The 17,700-nt window shown below is 36.1% G+C and carries 12 protein-coding genes; 8 read left to right on the top strand and 4 right to left on the bottom strand.

What is annotated here, in order from left to right:
• Positions 1-98 precede the first annotated feature (98 nt).
• From CHB68_RS03410 to rlmB, 7 genes are all read left to right on the top strand, one after another.
• Positions 99-3,323 (top strand): SusC/RagA family TonB-linked outer membrane protein, encoded by a 3,225-nt coding sequence (locus CHB68_RS03410; protein ID WP_089259441.1) that lies wholly within the window; start codon positions 99-101, stop codon positions 3,321-3,323.
• Positions 3,324-3,347: 24 nt separating this feature from the next.
• Positions 3,348-4,994: a SusD/RagB family nutrient-binding outer membrane lipoprotein gene (locus CHB68_RS03405; RefSeq protein WP_089259440.1), complete on the top strand. Its 1,647-nt coding sequence runs from the start codon at positions 3,348-3,350 to the stop codon at positions 4,992-4,994.
• Between the two features lie 18 nt (positions 4,995-5,012).
• Positions 5,013-5,954: a hypothetical protein gene (locus CHB68_RS03400; protein ID WP_143815165.1), complete on the top strand. Its 942-nt coding sequence runs from the start codon at positions 5,013-5,015 to the stop codon at positions 5,952-5,954.
• Positions 5,955-6,183: 229 nt separating this feature from the next.
• Positions 6,184-7,524: an aryl-sulfate sulfotransferase gene (locus CHB68_RS03395; RefSeq protein WP_245838774.1), complete on the top strand. Its 1,341-nt coding sequence runs from the start codon at positions 6,184-6,186 to the stop codon at positions 7,522-7,524.
• 75 nt (positions 7,525-7,599) lie between these two features.
• A complete protein-coding gene (locus CHB68_RS03390) occupies positions 7,600-10,935 on the top strand; it encodes a VCBS repeat-containing protein (protein ID WP_089259438.1) in 3,336 nt (1,111 codons plus the stop codon).
• Positions 10,936-10,992: 57 nt separating this feature from the next.
• Positions 10,993-11,733, top strand: a complete 741-nt coding sequence (locus CHB68_RS03385) for a hypothetical protein (protein ID WP_089259437.1) — start codon at positions 10,993-10,995, stop codon at positions 11,731-11,733.
• 68 nt (positions 11,734-11,801) lie between these two features.
• Positions 11,802-12,536, top strand: coding sequence for a 23S rRNA (guanosine(2251)-2'-O)-methyltransferase RlmB (rlmB, locus tag CHB68_RS03380; RefSeq protein ID WP_089259436.1), 735 nt, complete (start codon positions 11,802-11,804; stop codon positions 12,534-12,536).
• Positions 12,537-12,558: 22 nt separating this feature from the next.
• Here rlmB and CHB68_RS03375 read toward each other — a convergent pair whose 3' ends face one another.
• On the bottom strand, positions 12,559-13,293 hold the full coding sequence (locus CHB68_RS03375) for a rhomboid family intramembrane serine protease (RefSeq protein WP_089259435.1): 735 nt from the start codon (positions 13,291-13,293) through the stop codon (positions 12,559-12,561).
• Between the two features lie 134 nt (positions 13,294-13,427).
• Here CHB68_RS03375 and CHB68_RS03370 point away from each other — a divergent pair, with 134 nt between their 5' ends.
• Positions 13,428-14,705, top strand: coding sequence for a replication-associated recombination protein A (locus tag CHB68_RS03370; RefSeq protein WP_089259434.1), 1,278 nt, complete (start codon positions 13,428-13,430; stop codon positions 14,703-14,705).
• On the opposite strand, the gene CHB68_RS03365 is transcribed toward CHB68_RS03370, so the two are convergent.
• The 3 genes from CHB68_RS03365 to CHB68_RS03355 all read right to left on the bottom strand — a co-directional run bounded on the left by CHB68_RS03365 (position 14,702) and on the right by CHB68_RS03355 (position 17,677).
• Complete coding sequence (locus CHB68_RS03365) at positions 14,702-15,613, bottom strand: hypothetical protein (RefSeq protein WP_143815164.1); 912 nt, start codon at positions 15,611-15,613, stop codon at positions 14,702-14,704. The two genes, CHB68_RS03370 and CHB68_RS03365, sit on opposite strands and share 4 nt — an antisense overlap.
• A 76-nt stretch (positions 15,614-15,689) precedes the next feature.
• Positions 15,690-17,135 (bottom strand): DUF5723 family protein, encoded by a 1,446-nt coding sequence (locus CHB68_RS03360; protein WP_089259432.1) that lies wholly within the window; start codon positions 17,133-17,135, stop codon positions 15,690-15,692.
• Entirely contained in the window at positions 17,132-17,677 is a 546-nt protein-coding gene (locus tag CHB68_RS03355; protein ID WP_089259431.1) for a hypothetical protein, read from the bottom strand. The genes CHB68_RS03360 and CHB68_RS03355 overlap by 4 nt, the downstream gene beginning before the upstream one ends.
• Between the last annotated feature and the right edge of the window lie 23 nt (positions 17,678-17,700).

Genomic DNA, 17,700 nt, shown 5'->3' with positions numbered 1-17,700 from the left:
ATAATTTTATGAGTTTCCTTAAAGTTTTATTAAAATTCACTTGCATTATTAACAGTTTATTGTGAAGTTTGCCGCTAGCTAATTCAAATAATTTAAAAATGAGAACAAAACTAAAAGGATTGTTAACGCTACTTTTGGCGTTAGTTGTGCATCTTTCGTTCGCACAGCAAAAAACAGTTTCCGGTACGGTTACTGATCAAGAAGGGCTTCCTTTGCCTGGGGTAAACATTGTAGTCGAGGGCACCACTAACGGTACCCAGACCGATTTCGATGGAAATTATTCCATCAGTGCCTCACAAGGACAAACTTTACTATTTACCTACATTGGACAAAAAGCTGTTCGTCAAACTGTAGGGGCAGGAGACACGGTTAATGTTGCAATGCAGGAAGATGCTCAAGCTCTTGAAGAGGTTGTGGTAACTGCACAAGGTATTAAACGTGAAAAGAAGGCCTTAGGTTACGCAACAAGTTCAGTTGGTCAAGAAGCTTTGGAATCTAGAGCTGAAGGTGACGTTGCGCGTGTACTTGCTGGTAAAGCCGCTGGTGTTAACATTACTTCTGGTGGTGGTATGTCCGGTTCTGCAACGAGTGTGACAATTAGAGGTTTAAGTTCATTTAGTGGAAGTAACCAAGCTTTATTTATTGTAGATGGTGTTCCTTTCAGTAATGACACCAACAGTGGCGGAGATTTCCTTTCTGGAAATACCGGATCATCACGTTTCTTGGATATTGACCCTAATAATATTGCCAACATTGAAGTACTTAAAGGTTTGGCGGCAACTACTTTATATGGTACACTTGGTAAAAACGGTGTAATACTTGTTACGACCAAAGCAGCAGCTAATACGGGTGGTGTTAAAAAGAATGAGATTTCTGTAAACACATCTTACTTTACTAACGAATATGCATCCTTACCAGAATACCAAACTAAATATGGTGGTGGTTTTGATCAAGCATTTGGATGGTTCTTCAGTAACTGGGGACCAAGTTTCGATAGAGAAGGAACGGCTGGATGGGGAGCTCAAGCTGCCATTGATGAAAATGGAACTTTGGAGCATCCTTATTCAACTACGGCAATTGCAGGTACAAGAGAAGCATTCCCTGAATTACAAGGTGCACGTTATGACTGGAGACCTTATGATTCCGTAGAGGAATTTTTTGCTCCTGGCCATGTGACCAATACCTCTGTTAACTTTTCTGGCGGTTCACAAGATGGCAATACAACGTATAATGCCAACTTAGGACATTTAAACGATGTTGGTTTTACACCAGGCAACCAATTAAGACGTATAAACTTTTCTGTTGGTGGGCGTTCAAAATTAAGCAACAAATTCACCATTGCAGGAACTATGAACTATTCAAGAACAGATTATGATACTCCACCCGTATCTGCAAGTAGGGGTAACGGTGGTATTAGTTCCAACTCGGTTTATGGTGCAGTATTATTTACACCAAGAAACGTAGATTTAATGGGCCTGCCATATGAAAACCCTGTAACAGGTGGTAGTGTTTACTATAGAAACGGTAACGACATAATCAATCCACGTTGGGTAACTGAACACATTAAATTCAATCAGTTAACAAATAGATTCTATTTTAACACATCATTGTCTTATGAAATAAATGAGAATCTTGGGACTACATTTAGAACCGGTCTTGATTTCTACAACGAAAGAAACACTCAGTTTTCTGACAAAGGAGGTGTAGAATTTGATTTCGATATTTTTGGATTCTTAAATACATTTGACAACAATAATACTATTTGGGACCATACATTTAGCTTAAACGGTAATTATGATATATCCGATAAAATAGGATTAACATTTAACGTTGGTGCCAATGCTCGTTCAGATGAATACGACAGACAAGGTGTCGCAAGTTCAGGACAAATAGTATTTGGTGTTAGGAGACATTTCAATTATGAAAATCAATTACCGATACAATTTTCTAGAAAAAGAAATATTGTTGGTGTCTTTGGAGATGTTAGTATTGATTATGATAACATGTTGTTCCTTAACTTAAGTAGTCGTACGGATTGGGTTTCCAACCTAATTACGGAGAACAGAAGTCTTACCTATCCTGGTGCTAGTTTATCTTTCTTACCTACCGCTGCTTTTTCAGGATTAAGATCAGAAGGAGGATTGAATTATCTTAAATTAAGAGCTAGTTACGGAACATCTGCAAACTTCCCAGAAAATTACCCAACGGTAAGTGGTGTTGACCAAAACACTCAACAGTCTGGTGGAGCATTTGGACCCGTAACCTTGAACAGTATTAGTTCATTTAAAGCCAATCCTAATTTAAAGCCTGAATTGTTAAAAGAATTTGAAGTAGGTTTTGAAAGTAAATTCTTCAACAATCGTGTGTCATTGGACGCTACATATTATGATAGAAGAACAGATGACCTTATAGTTACGGAACCGTTATCACCTTCTACAGGATTCCAGTTTACTCAAAGTAACATTGGACAAATCAGTAACAAGGGTTATGAAGCAGATCTAGGAATTGATTTCTTCAGAAATCCTGATGGATTTAGCTGGAAATCTAGTGTGAATTTCTTTGCCAATAAAGAAATTGTTGAAGAGCAAGAACAGGATATCATCATTTATACTGGTAACTCAGCCTTATTCATTGGTGGTAATGCCGCAATTAAAGGTGAGTCTTTAGGTAGTATTGTTGGTACTGCGTTCGCTAGAAATGAAAATGGGGATTTGTTGACAAATGCAGCTGGTAACTATGTAATTACGGAATCTGATCTAGATGGTAATGTTCCAATTATTGGTGATGCCGTACCAGATTACACAATGAACTTTATAAATTCCTTATCCTATAAGAACTGGAGTCTTGGATTTCAAATAAACCATATTAAAGGTGGTGACATCATGTCCAGTACTATAGCAACATTGCTTGGTAGAGGTTTGATCGTTGAAACAGAAGATAGGTTAAACACTTATATCTTACCTGGAGTAAATCAAACTACAGGACAACCTAATGATGTTCAGATCAACAACTCCACGTATTACTTTAGTAATTTGTTGTTCGGTCCTGCTGAAGCTAAAATTTATGATGCATCCGTTATTCGTTTGCAAGAAGTTTCTTTAGGGTACTCCTTACCAAAAAGATTTTTGGAAAAAACACCTTTTGGAAGCTTAACATTTACCGTACAAGGATTTAACCTTTGGTATGATGCCTATAATACTCCTGACGGTGCAAATTTTGACCCTAACGTAGCAGGTGTTGGTGTAGGTAATGGTAGAGGATTTGACTTCTTGAATGGTCCAAGTACCAGAAGATATGGTATGAGCGTAAAGATGACCTTTTAAAAATTGCTAAAAACAAGATATATCATGAAAAAAATAATTAAATACATATTGGTGGTATTTATATCAGGTAGTTTTCTAAACTCCTGTGATACCACTGAATTGAATCTTACAGAAAACCCTAATATTCTTACACAGGGAGATCCTAATCTATTACTTAACACCATACAGTTAGGTTATAGAAACAACGTTAGTACATTTAACGCTATTGGCGGTGCATTAACCAGAATCCAATTCATGGGAGGTAGAGATTATTTCAATAACTACCAAGGTGCAACCATGAATGGCATTTGGTCTACAACCTACAGCAACATTTTTGCAAATCTTCAAGAAATTGAAAGAATAAATGCAGATTCGGACATCAATTATGATTTTCACGTTGCACTAGGAAAAATAGCACAAGCACATAGTTTGGTCATATTAGTTGATATGATTGGTAATGCAGCTTATACAGAAGCTTTGAATCCTGTTGAGTTTCCTGCTCCAAAATTAGATGATGGAGAAACAATTTATGCAGTAGCGCTAAGTTTGTTAGATGAAGCACAGGCATTATTGAACACAAATCCTGCTACGCAAGGTGCTACGGATTTTTACTATGATGGGGATTCTTCACAATGGATTAAAGTAATTAATACCATAAAACTAAAAGCTTACAAAACCACTGGTAATGTATCTGCTTTTAATAGTATTATAACTGGAAACAATTTTATCAGCAGTAATGAGGACGACTTGCAGTTTACCTATGGTACCAATCAGTTACAGCCAGACACACGTCATCCTGACTATGCCAGTGATTATACACCAAGTGGCGCAAATTTATATCGTTCAAATTGGACAATGGAAACCATGTTGATGAAAGATGATCCAAGGATTCGCTACTATTTTTACAGACAAGTTGACGGAACACCAGGTGCACTTGATATAAATGGCGACCCTGTTGATCCAAATGAAGAAACTTTGGCTTGTTCATTAGTGGTTCCTCCACAGCATTATATAGATGGTGGTTATACGTACTGTAGTGTTGACAATGGATATTGGGGACGTTCTCATGGTAATGATGAAGGTACTCCTCCAGATGGATTTACAAGAACTGCTTCTGGCGTATATCCAGCAGGAGGTCGCTTTGACGACAATAGCTTTGGTGAAGTTGGTTTAGGAGTTGGTGGCGGTGGTGCCGGTATCGAACCGATGCTATTAGCTTCATGGGTTGATTTTTGGAGAGCCGAGATGGCTGCTACAGATGCCGAAAGAGGAACATTTATGGAAGCTGGTATGACTAAATCCATTGCTAAAGTTCAAACATTCGGAGCATTGGACGGAACAGCTGACAAATCTTTTGAGCCTACAGCAGATGAAGTTTCTGATTATATTGAAGGTATTGTAGCTGAATACAACGCAGCTACAGGTGACGACAAAGAAAATGTTTTTGCTGAGCAATACTGGATTGCTTTATATGGTGGAGGCGGAGAATCTTGGAACTACTATAGAAAAACAGGATTCCCAACTACTGTTCTTCCTAACTGGGAGCCAGATCCGGGAGCATTCCCAAGAACATTATTACTTCCACAAAACGAGGTAGTTACCAATCCAAATTTAACACAAAGAACGTCGCTAACTACTCAGGTATTCTGGGATACAAATCCAGCTAGCCCTGCATTTCCACCAGCGAATTAATTAATTAAAAAACTTAAAATGATGAAAATAAATTATAAAGTTTTTGCAGCATGTATGCTCACTTCGCTGATGTTCACATCTTGCGATGAAGGAGATGCTGTAGTAGATGATGTTGTAGCCAACACCACTAGAGGAGCAATTTTGAGAACTATAGAAGTTAAATCCAACGAATTGCCTATTGGTGTAGATACTGGTGAATTTTCTGTTGATTTAGAAATTCAAAGTGAGGCAGACGGTACGTTGGTTGATGCTTTGGAAGTATATGTAAGCTTTTTGGACGCAGATCCAAGCAATGGTCCAGGCGATGTAGCAGAATCCTTGTTAACAACTATTCCTTCTTCTGAATTTGGAGTTGGCGATAGAGGATTACCTACATATAGCTTTTCCGCTACTTTAGGAGAACTTCTAGGAGTTACCGGTATTTCCGCTAGTGATATAGATGGAAGTGACCAATTTAGAATTAGGTTTGCTTTAATTTTAAATGATGGAAGATCCTTTTCATTCGCACAGAATTCCGGTACGTTGACAGGATCGTATTTTTCCTCTCCATTTTTATATTCTGCTACAGTTGTTTGTCCTCCAAAAGCACCAACACCTGGTGTATGGACCATTAACATGACAGATTCTTATGGTGATGGGTGGCAAACAAATACTGGAAATGGTGGTGATGGTATTACCGTAACCCTAGACGACGGAACAGTATTAGAGGTAGGACTTTGTTCTCCATATACAGGAGCGGCCGGAACGTTCCTTGGAGGAACTGATTGTGTTCCAAACGATGGATCAGCAGGTGTAGGAACAATTACAATACCTGAAGGTACTTTAACTGCAGATTGGTATTTCCCTGGAGATGAATATGGCGAAATAGGATTTGAAATCGTTACACCTAACGGAAACATAGTTGGTGGCTATCAAAGTGCTGATGCAGGTCCTATTACAATAGATTTTTGTAAGGATTAATATTGGTAAATTGACATTACCGTTATGATAAAAAGCCACCTCTATATTGGGGTGGCTTTATTTTTAAAATCTATTTTCAAAATAACTTTTCAATTAAAATAGATTGTCACCCACCTTAAAATTACAATGAAATTTGAAGTAATGAGTATACAAGAGCTTTAAATTATTTAAGTAGGAATATCCTATGTACAATTAATAAATCTTACCTTAAGTACTAAAATTCTTGATTTTGAGAAGAAAACAAATAAACTATTGTCTCCTAATTTGCTTAAGCTTAATATATGGAGTGTACTCCTGCACTAACGCAGATGAAATAGCTTTTGACATAAACAACCCTACATTACCAGAAGTTGAGGAGGATTTAAACATAGATGAAGATTTCACTCCAATCGGAACTGTTGAAATATTTAATGAAACTAAAATTGACTCTAACTACATATTAGTAAATGATGCAAGTGCCAACCGGGTTTATATTATGAATAAGAAAGCTAAACTTCTTCATGAATGGAATCTGACAAATAATATTGGAAATGATGTTTTTTTAATGACCAATGGAAAATTACTGGCTTCACTTGAATCAGACGAACCAAAAATACCATTAGGAGGTAAAGGAGGTAAAATTCAAATCATTGAACCAGATAATACTCCATCTTGGGAATATATCTATTCGACAGAAAATGGCGAAACACATCATGATGTAGAAATGCTGCCCAATGGCAATATCATAGCCATGGTTTGGTCAATTATGGATTCGTTACAGGCAAAAGAAGAAGGCTTTATGCTTTCAGAAAATATATATCCAGAATCAATTATAGAAATTAACCCTACCTCTAGCTCTATTGTTTGGGAGTGGCATTCAATGGATCACCTAGTACAAGAATTTGATGATACAAAGAATAATTACGGTATTATAAACCAAAATCCTCATTTAATAGATATTAATTATAGCACACAAGTATCATTATTGCCAGAAGTTAAAGGAGATATAATGCATGCTAATGCCATAGCATATGACGAAAATAAAGATGTTATTTATTTAAGTGTAAATTCATTTTCAGAAGTGTGGGTAATAGATCATAGTACTTCAACTGAGGAAGCTTCAGGTCATATAGGTGGAAATTACAATAAAGGTGGAGATTTAATTTATCGTTTTGGTAATCCAGAAGCATACGGTAATACAGAAGGCACTAGACTTTTTCAAAATAATCATTTTCCTAACTTGCTCAAAGGTGAACACTTGGGTAAACTTTTGATATTTTCTAATGGTAATGATATCAAACAATCAACAGTTTATGAACTACAATTACCGGAGAATTTCAATTTAGAAGCTAATACTGACAATGAGCCAACCATTACTTGGAGTTTTACTGACCCGGATTTATATTCAGGGAAAGTATCAGGTGCCGTATTACTTGAAAATGGCAATATTCTAATTACTGAAGGTGATTTTGGTTTTTGGGAAGTAACCAGGGAGCAAGAGGTTGTCTGGAAATATAGTGCACCAGGTTTTTATTGGAGAGGCTACCCCTACTTACAGCAAGCCCCCGAGATAAAACTATTAGGTTTATAGAACCCATAATTAATAGCACAAAATTACAGTTTACAATTATACGTAATATCTAATATTACCCATCAACGATAATTCATGAAAAAAATAATATACATATTCTTTATCTTAATTATCTCTTGTAATTCAGAAAAAGAATCTACCCCATCCACAAAAAACGTGGACAAAAAAACTATTAAACAAGAAAAATCACCAATTTTTGAAAAAATCCCTAGCAGCCAAAGTAAATTAAACTTCTCCAATTACATTACCGAAAACCTAGAAACACTAGAAAATCTTTTTAGTTTCGATTACTTTTATAACGGTGCCGGTGTAGGTGTAGAAGATTTAAACAATGATGGATTGCTTGATGTCTTTTTCTGCGGTAACCAAGTCCCCAACAAACTTTTTTTGAACAAAGGCAATCTTGAATTCAAGGATATTTCCGCTTCTTCCGGAATCAATGACACAAAACACTGGAGCAATGGTATCACATTCGTAGACATTAATAATGATGGCTATAAAGATATTTATATATCACAGGGAGGTCCAAATGAACGTGTAAACAGGAAAAATGTTTTACTCATCAACAATAAAGACTTGACATTTACAGATAAAGCAGAAGATTATGGTTTAGCTGATATGGGCATATCCACACAAACAGCATTTTTTGATTTTGACCAAGATGGTGATTTGGATTGTATTGTCATGAACGAAAATGAAATTTATGGTGTTGATCCCGTAAATTTTTATAAGCTCATAAATAAGAACGATGAAATAAAATATTTTAATAGTTCCCATTTATATGAAAATGACAATGGAAAATTTGTTGACATAACCCAAAGCGCAGGAATAGAAAATCCCATATTTGGATTAGGACTTTGCATAAGTGATATAAACAAAGACGGTTGGCTAGATATGTATTTGACCAGTGATTATTATATACCGGATGCCTTGTACATAAACCAACATGATGGTACGTTTAAAGAATCCATAAAAGAATATACTCAGCATATATCCTATTATGGTATGGGCATAGATATTGCAGATATCAACGCTGATTCCAAACAAGATATTTTTACGTTGGATATGTCATCCAGCGATCACATAAGGTCCAAAACGTTAATGGCCTCCATGAATCCACAAAGGTTCAATTATCTAGTGAATACAGCAGGTTTTCATTACCAATATATGTTTAACTCATTACAGCTAAACTTAGGCAATAACAAGTATAATAATATAGCACAGTTGACAGAGACCGCCAATACAGATTGGAGCTGGTCCGTATTAATGTCAGATTTTGACAATGATCAGGATAATGATATCTATATAAGTAACGGATATAGAAAATATGCACTGGATAATGATTTGCAAAACAAGGTATACGCTGCTAAAAGAAAATATGGCGGAAACGTACCATATGAAATAAAGGAGCAACTTTATGCCTCTATGCCTTCCGAAAAACTCCCCAATGTTCTTTATACAAATGAAGGCAATCTATCCTTTACAGAAGAGGCGGATCAATGGGGCCTAAATGACTATTCTTTCAGTAATGGAGTTGCTCAAGCCGATTTGGATAATGATGGTGATTTAGATTTGATTGTCAATAATATGGATGAAGAGGCATTTCTTTACAAAAACACTACTATAGAAAAGGGTAAAGGAAATTATTTAAAAATAAACCCCATAGGTGATACTTCGGAGCCATTTTGTAAGGTAGAGATCAGATATAATGGCAAGGCACAGTTTGCAGAATTAAAAAGGGTTAGAGGATACATGTCTTCACAGGAAAATGGCATACATTTTGGACTTGGAGACAATACTCAAATAGACACCTTATCTATCACTTGGTTGAATGGAAAAAGGGAAACACTTTATAATATTGATGCAAATAGTACAGTACAATTGGATATTAACAATGCAACAGAGGAATCCGTTAATGAATTAAGTACTCCACCCATTTTTAATGAGTTAAAATCAAAAACTATAGGTCTTGATTACACCCACATTGAAAATGAATATGATGATTTTGCATCAGAAATATTACTTCCCTATAAACAATCCACTTTTGGACCATTCGTATCTCTAGGAGATTTAAATGCGGATGGTTTAACCGATATATTTATTGGCGGTTCATCCAATCAACCGGCTTGTATTTACTATCAGACAAATAGAGGGTATAGAAAGAGTGTTCCTTCAATATTTCAGAAAGATAAATCATTTGAAGATATGGAGTCCATAATCTTTGATATGGATAATGATAATGATCTTGATATTTATGTAGTAAGTGGAGGTAATGAGTTCCAAGAAAATTCATCTTTATATCAAGATAGAATTTACTTGAACAATGGCAAAGGTGAGTTTACAAAATCTAAAGACCCTGCATTGGTAGCTTTTGCTAAAAACGGTAAGAGCGTAGAGATTATTGATTATGATAAAGATGGGGATATCGATATATTGGTTGGCAACAGGTCTATACCCAAAAAATACCCACAGCATTCCTCTTCCACATTATATGAAAACATAGATGGGGTATTAAAAGATGTCACCAAGGATATTGCTCCCCAGCTAGAGGATTTTGGAATTATAAACAGTATAATCAGTACCGACTATAACAATGATGGTTGGCAAGATTTTATAGCAGTTGGGGAATGGACGGGTATTGGTTTTTTTAAAAACGAAAACGGAACTTTTACTTTAGATAAAATAAGCCCATTATTAGAACAAGGTTGGTGGTTTTCCATTCAAGAAACCGATATTAATAACGATGGCTTAAAAGATTATGTAGTAGGCAATGTTGGACTTAACTTAAAATTTAAGGCAAATACTAAAAAACCATTTAAAATATTCTCCAACGATTTTGATAATAATGGCACCAATGATGTTGTTTTGAGCAAAGAATATAAAGGTAAATATGTCCCCGTGCGTGGTAGGGAATGTTCTTCTCAACAAATGCCATTTATCAAAAATAAATTCAAAAGCTATTCTTCTTTCGCGAATGCATCATTAGAGGATATTTATGGAGAAAATCTAGAAAAGTCCTATTCAAAAGAAGTTACAAATTTTCAATCACTTTTACTTATTAACCAAGGCGAAGGAAAATTCAAAACAACCGCATTACCAATAGAAGCACAACAATTTCCCATACTCAGCAGCGTATTCATAGATTTGAACAATGATGGCTTTGAAGATTGTATCGTAGCTGGTAATATTTTTGAAACCGAAGTAGAAACCCCTAGACTAGATGCTATATCTGGACTAGTGCTCATATCCAATCAAAAAGATGGATATGACCCCATGCCCTATGAAGAGGCAGGCCTGTATTTTACTGACAATTTAAAGGATATGATTATTACTGAATATGAAAATAAACCACTCATAATTTGCACAAATAACAATAATGAGATGTATACTTACAATTTCACACCAAATTAACTTTTAAAACCCTGACTATTAACATAATTTTATTATGTTTAGGCTAAAGATATTATTATGAGAAAATTATTTTGCCTGTTCTTATTCGTTGGAACGTTAACTTCAGGATTTGGTCAATATGCTGGTCAAGCTTCTACAAATATGTCCGCTGGTGGTGGCGAAGGTGCATCAGGAGCCATATATGATTTAATGGGGCCTATTAGCGAACGGAATAAAAAAAATGACAATATGTATTCTGATTATCAGGGTTCGCCGTATATCACCGATACTTTTTTGCCAACCACAATGTATTATGGTGATGAAAATATGGGTAATATTTTTTATAGATATAATGCCTTGAATGAAGAAATTGAAATTAAAAAAGCTAATATTGAGGAAGCAGCCATTCAAAGTCTTTCCAGGGATAAGAAAATTAGTATTATCACCGGTGGTAAAAAAATGAGCTTCAAAACCTTTACTACATCTAAGAAAAAAACCTTAAACGGTTACCTTACCACGATTATAGATGGTAAAACTTATGATTTGTACAAAAGAAATTACGTAAAATTCACAGAAGGGAAACCTGCTCCTAATTCTTTTGTGAAGGCGGTACCAAGTAGATTTACACAATTTACAGAGTATTATTTTCAAAAAGAGGGTGTAAATCGAATGGATGAAATCAAATTAAAAAACAGCCATTTAATAAAACTTATGGACGGCAATGAAAAGGCTGAATTGAAACAATACTTAAAAGAAAATGAATTGAATATTAAAAATGAAGCGGACTTAATCAAGGTTTTTGATTACTTGAACAGTTAAGCATATTTAATAGTAAGATTTACGACCGCCCAACAATAGTTGGGCGGTTTTTTATTTACTTTTGCCCCATGGTAAAGACTACGCAAATTTATGGCTTAAGAGCCATTATAGAGGCCGTTAATTCAAACGAGGAGATAGACAAGGTATTTCTCCAAAAAGGCTTAAAGGGTGAGCTTATGAAGGAATTGGAAAGCCTTTTGCGAAGAAATGAAATCAATATGGTCTACGTGCCGGTAGAAAAATTAAACCGGTTGACCAAAAATAACCATCAAGGTGCGGTGGCCAACATCTCCCCTATTTCGTTCTTTACTTTAGAGGAATTAGTGGAAAAGGCCGATCAAAAGGATGGTCCGTCCCTATTTTTATTATTGGACCAACTTTCTGATGTACGTAATTTTGGCGCTATAATACGAACTGCGGAATGTACAGGTGTAGACGGTATTATCGTACAGAAAAAAGGAGCTGCACCAGTAACGGCAGATACTATAAAAACATCTGCAGGCGCAGCGTATAAAGTACCTATTGCTAAAGTTGACCATTTAAAGGATGCCGTTTTCTATTTGCAGGCTTGTGGAATTAAAATTGTCTCCGCTACGGAAAAGACCAAGGAATCCGTCTACGACATTTCCTTTAAGGAGTCCATTGCCATTGTAATGGGTGCGGAAGACCGTGGTATTTCCCCTTCTATATTGAAAGCGTCAGATTATTGTGCAAAATTACCTTTACTGGGAGAAATTGAATCCTTAAACGTTTCGGTGGCCTGTGCAGTATTTCTATATGAAGCAGTACGGCAAAGGCTCTAACAACCCACCTAACTTATTGGGATCATTCGTCTTTTTTAGAGGGTTTAAAATGATATTGAACAATTGTATCATCGCTTAAGGATTCCTCCTTTTCCATATACTCAATGAAATTGCCGTTCTCATCAAAATGTTTTAAAAAAGGATCGTCATCTTCATTATAATCTTCACTTTCCCAATCATACTTATGTTGAACAGGAATTTTCACTTTAAAGATAACGGCCAATAACAGACCTGTTATGAATCCTGCTAAATGGCCTTCCCAAGAAATACCTTCTTTGACCGGAAAAATATACCATAACAAACTTCCATATATGAAAACAACGATTAAGGAGAGGGCTATTAATCTAAAATAAGCGCTAAAAACCCCTTTAAAAAAAATAAAACTGGCCAAAACATAAATAAGTCCGCTTGCGCCGATATGATAGGAGGTCCTACCGATACACCAAGTCAAAAAACCAGATAACAAAACTCCATAAAGTAGCATTCGCCAAGCTAAATCCCTGTAGAAATAGAATAAGGCCATCAACAATATTCCCAATGGAATGGTATTGTTATATAAATGTTCTAATGAACCATGAATAAAAGGGCTGAACAATACCCCTTTAAGTCCTAAAAACGTTCTTGGCATTATTCCGTATTCATTTAGATTAATGCCCATTTGAAGTTCCATCCAATACACAAGCCATATCAAAATCATACCCATTAAGGGTACGATTACATTGGTCTTAGAGAATTTAAAATGTCCTGAATCTGACATAGTCCGGAATTTTCTTGAAAAACGCAATTATGTATCCAATTTAAACAAACTGGTCAAATTGTCATTATTTTTTAAAATCAAGGATTGGTACATTAGAATTATCCAATCTTTTAAGTTTATCATACTTTTGTATTATGAACGAACCTTTAGCTGAACGCGTACGTCCAAAAACATTGGATGAATATATTAGCCAACATCATTTGGTAGGTGAAAAAGGCTCGCTTACCCATCAAATAAAAAAAGGCATTATTCCTTCACTTATTTTATGGGGACCACCAGGAACGGGCAAAACAACGCTCGCCAACATCATTGCACAAGAAAGTCAAAGACCGTTCTATATTCTAAGTGCTATTAATAGTGGCGTAAAGGACATTAGGGAAGTTATTGAAAAGGCAAAACAGGCGGGTGGCCTATTTACCGCTAAAAATCCCATTTTATTTATAGATGAGATACATAGGTTCAGCAAATCTCAACAAGATTCTTTATTGGGTGCCGTTGAGAAAGGTTGGGTCACCTTAATTGGAGCAACTACCGAAAATCCAAGTTTTGAGGTAATTCCCGCGCTATTGTCCCGTTGTCAAGTCTATATTTTAAATGCCTTTGGTAAGGATGATTTGGAAAACCTGATCAGAAGGGCCATGGACAAGGATAGTTTCTTAAAGTCTAAGCAAATAGAACTAAAGGAAACGGAGGCGTTACTAAGACTATCCGGAGGCGATGGCAGAAAATTACTTAATATTTTTGAACTTGTCGTAAATTCGGAAGATAGCGATGCCATTGTCATTACGGATGAACTAGTACTTTCAAAAGTCCAAAAAAATACTGTGCTCTATGACAAAACAGGAGAACAACATTATGACATAATCTCGGCATTTATAAAATCTATACGCGGTAGTGATCCAAATGGTGCCGTATATTGGTTGGCCAGAATGATAGAAGGCGGTGAGGACGTAAAGTTCATAGCCCGTAGAATGCTTATTTCAGCTTCTGAAGATATTGGATTGGCAAATCCTACAGCATTGGTAATAGCCAATACCACATTCCAGGCCGTTTCTGCCATTGGGTATCCTGAAGCACGAATTGTATTGAGCCAATGCGCAATCTATTTAGCCACCTCAGCGAAAAGCAACGCCAGTTATATGGCCATTGGCAAAGCACAACAAACGGTAAAGCAAACCGGTAATTTATCAGTACCGTTACCATTGCGCAATGCCCCTACTAAATTAATGAAAGATTTAGGTTACGGGCAGGAATACAAGTATGCCCATGACTATCAAAATAACTTTGTAGAAGCGGAGTTTTTACCTGATGAGCTAATGGGTACTACGTTTTACAAGCCAGGAAATAACCAAAGGGAAAAAGCTTTGAGTGATTTCCTAAAGAATAGATGGAAAGATAAATATGAGTTTTAAAACTTGATTTCCAGTTCTTCTTGAATTAAAGTATTGTTATCGTAATACTCAAAAATCCATTTACCGTCTTTTTGGTATACCATTCCGTTTTTATCATCGGTTTTGGCCATAAACACATTATCGGCAGAACTTTTTAACAATTGCATTCTAATCTTTGGTGTACTATCTACCAACTGATATCCATTCTCAGTAGTTTGGGCGTATAATATATCCTTAATTTTAGATAGGTTAGGCTGTAATTTTTTAAATGCCGGCTTTTCTTTTTCTACCTTGGTAATGGTAGAGGTCACCGGTTCATTGTTCTTATAAAGTTGGGTATCTTCCGTAGCCTCTTCCTTGACCGTTACGGATTTTACAGGTTCTTTAGCTTCAACAATCTCCTGCGTTTTTTTGGCTACCTCAACATCCTTGGTATTAGGTTCCTGAACTGTTTTAACATCGTTCTTAAAACTTACTGTTATACTTTCATTATTTACATCCTCACCGGCATAAGTGTAGTCCACACCATTGAAAGAACGCATAGCTTCCCGTATTGCTTCAGAGTAAGATGTTTTATATTCCTTTTCCTTACTCATGCCCTGCATCGTTTTATAGACTTCTACCCCATTACAATCTGTTAGTGATACCATTACTTTGGTAGTAAACATAGAACTATCGTCAAGCAAATCTGCCATCAGTCCTAAACATCTATTCGCTCTTAAATCCAAAGGCAAAGCATCGTCATAAACGACATTAAATCCTTTTCCGTTAAATAGATATTTAACCAATGTACTTGTTTGGTATTCGTTTACCTTCTTAAAGGCTTCAAATTTTTTGGGTACAACGACATATTTATAGTCGTTCAAGCTAGTTTGAGCGTAAGCAGATAAACCTAGACATGTAAAAAGTAGCGCAAAAATTGTTTTCAAAATGTATTGGATTTTTAATTCATGGTAAGATATGAAAAAAGCGTGCCAAAAAAATAATTTAAAGAAAGAAGACCTCTTACTTTTTAGCTCCCCATGATATAATATTCATACCAAATTGAAATGAGGCATAATGGCTTGCAGCTAAATTCCGATAGGAAAGTAAATTATCTGCCATAGCATATAAATTGACCGGGCCTGCCTGAATGTTCAACCCCAAACCAACATTGGTATAGGTGAATTTATCTGCTGTATAAGTTGCCTTTAAAGCTATAATATTACCAATTCTACGCGTATAGAACCCGGTTAATGCAACTTGTGGGCCTCGTGGTCTATTGATCATATAAATTTGCGCCCCTATAGAATTTCGGTATGCCATACGCAACTCACCTCCACCTGAGGAGCCTACGGTACAATTACAATCTAACCGCCCACCGGTATTACCAACTGGTTCACCGAAATCATTACGTATTGATCCGTACAATTTTGTGGGCCTAAAACTAATGTAACTTTTGGTATCTGTATTAAATGGTATTGCGGCTTCTACCTCATCTACCAAATTCTGCCAGAAATCCGTATTCAGGTTGGCAAAATCTTCCAGAATATCTATCTGTATACCTTCTACGGTGGCCCTACCTTCCAAACTGTATGTTTTAGCGCTGTTGGAATGGTGCATAAAACCTAAATCCAAAATACTACCTGTTAGTGTGGTCCTTTCGGATAGGTGATAGGTAAACCCTACATCCAGTCCTAGACCTAAATCACCTCCTAGAAATGCCCTTTTAATAAACTCACTACTTACGGCATCATCATCGGCAGCTTGATCAAAAGCTTCTATTCCAGATGTGCGCAACATTAAATCCGCACTTAATGTTGTTGCAATTCTATTATTCTGCCCAATGGTGTTCCTAAAATATCCCTTGTTTGTAGAAGTACTATAATCTACAATACCAGAATATAACTTTGCCCTGACCCCTAAAGTCAAATTCCTATCCATTCGTTTATTGATGCCAAAATGCATGACATTGACCATTGATCCTCTAGATTTTAAATCGCTTAAATCATATTCTCTATCCAATTGGTCCGCATTACCGTCAAAAATTAAGCTGGCATAATCCTGTGGCCAATATGTAATATTGTCAAGCTCCAAGTAGCCCCCAAAAGAATAAAAGATTGTAGGGTCAGCAGATCTAAATCCGCCATTAATATATTCCAGTTGAATCGTTGAACTAAATTCATCTTTAGGAGTCAGCACATTTAAGGCCCTTTCCCTTATTTTTAGATTTATATCCAAACCATCATCGGCAAAAATATCGTTTACCGAGATATTGTTGGAGCCTGCATATCCTGATATACCAGACAAAAATGGAATTCCCGCAAACCATTTAAAATCAGTTTCCATACCCGGGTTCAGATTCAACGACTGCGGTATTTCATTGAAATCATAAAGAATCTGTTTGTTCTGGGCACGTGCTCCCAAGGTAAACATGATGAAGATTATGGACAATAAACGGGATAAACTCATCTTACCTCTAAAGTAAATTTTGCGCTGGAACGTAGAATTATTGCCGGATCCGGCAAGCTTGATGCACTAGTGTTATCGCCAAGATTAGTAGCGTTCAATCTTATTTTTGAAGTATTTCTTATAATTTCAAGGTTTTTACCGGTTGGTCCATAGGCTACATCCCTGGTTAAAGTGGATGTAGGTGCTGCATCGGTTCTGAAAATTTCGGTATCAAGTATATTTTCGTTCTCGTCCAAAAACTCTAGAATAATTTCAATAGGTTTACTAGTAGTATTTTCAAGCTCATAGGTCAAAACCCCAGATAGCACCCTATTTGCAAAAAATGGTTCTGCAAAGGCATCAAAATTAAAATCCTGTGAAAAAAAACTAACTCCGTTAATACGGTTAATGATACTTTCTTGGGCCTTTACATAAAAAACACTGGTCTCATATGTTGGTGTAATCTCCAGATCGTCTATTTGGTTAAAATCCTGCTTGTCCGTACATGAGAACATCAGTGCAAGAGCAAAGAATACCATTATTAAGTTACAAACCCCTTTCATTATCTTTAGAATTATTGGCAAAG

Origin of the sequence: Maribacter sedimenticola, from assembly GCF_900188415.1 — a bacterium.
Lineage (GTDB): Bacteria > Bacteroidota > Bacteroidia > Flavobacteriales > Flavobacteriaceae > Maribacter > Maribacter sedimenticola.
The sequence above is the reverse complement of the archived record's forward strand: the minus strand, read 5'-3'. Positions and strand labels throughout refer to the sequence as shown.

What these genes read in the sequence shown, in the direction of transcription:
- CHB68_RS03410 (WP_089259441.1), top strand. Translation starts at nt 99, where the DNA reads ATGAGAACAAAACTAAAAGGATTGTTAACGCTACTTTTGGCGTTAGTT.
- CHB68_RS03405 (WP_089259440.1), top strand. Translation starts at nt 3,348, where the DNA reads ATGAAAAAAATAATTAAATACATATTGGTGGTATTTATATCAGGTAGT.
- CHB68_RS03400 (WP_143815165.1), top strand. Translation starts at nt 5,013, where the DNA reads ATGATGAAAATAAATTATAAAGTTTTTGCAGCATGTATGCTCACTTCG.
- CHB68_RS03390 (WP_089259438.1), top strand. Translation starts at nt 7,600, where the DNA reads ATGAAAAAAATAATATACATATTCTTTATCTTAATTATCTCTTGTAAT.
- CHB68_RS03385 (WP_089259437.1), top strand. Translation starts at nt 10,993, where the DNA reads ATGAGAAAATTATTTTGCCTGTTCTTATTCGTTGGAACGTTAACTTCA.
- rlmB (WP_089259436.1), top strand. Translation starts at nt 11,802, where the DNA reads ATGGTAAAGACTACGCAAATTTATGGCTTAAGAGCCATTATAGAGGCC.
- CHB68_RS03375 (WP_089259435.1), bottom strand. Translation starts at nt 13,293, where the DNA reads ATGTCAGATTCAGGACATTTTAAATTCTCTAAGACCAATGTAATCGTA.
- CHB68_RS03370 (WP_089259434.1), top strand. Translation starts at nt 13,428, where the DNA reads ATGAACGAACCTTTAGCTGAACGCGTACGTCCAAAAACATTGGATGAA.
- CHB68_RS03360 (WP_089259432.1), bottom strand. Translation starts at nt 17,135, where the DNA reads ATGAGTTTATCCCGTTTATTGTCCATAATCTTCATCATGTTTACCTTG.
- CHB68_RS03355 (WP_089259431.1), bottom strand. Translation starts at nt 17,677, where the DNA reads ATGAAAGGGGTTTGTAACTTAATAATGGTATTCTTTGCTCTTGCACTG.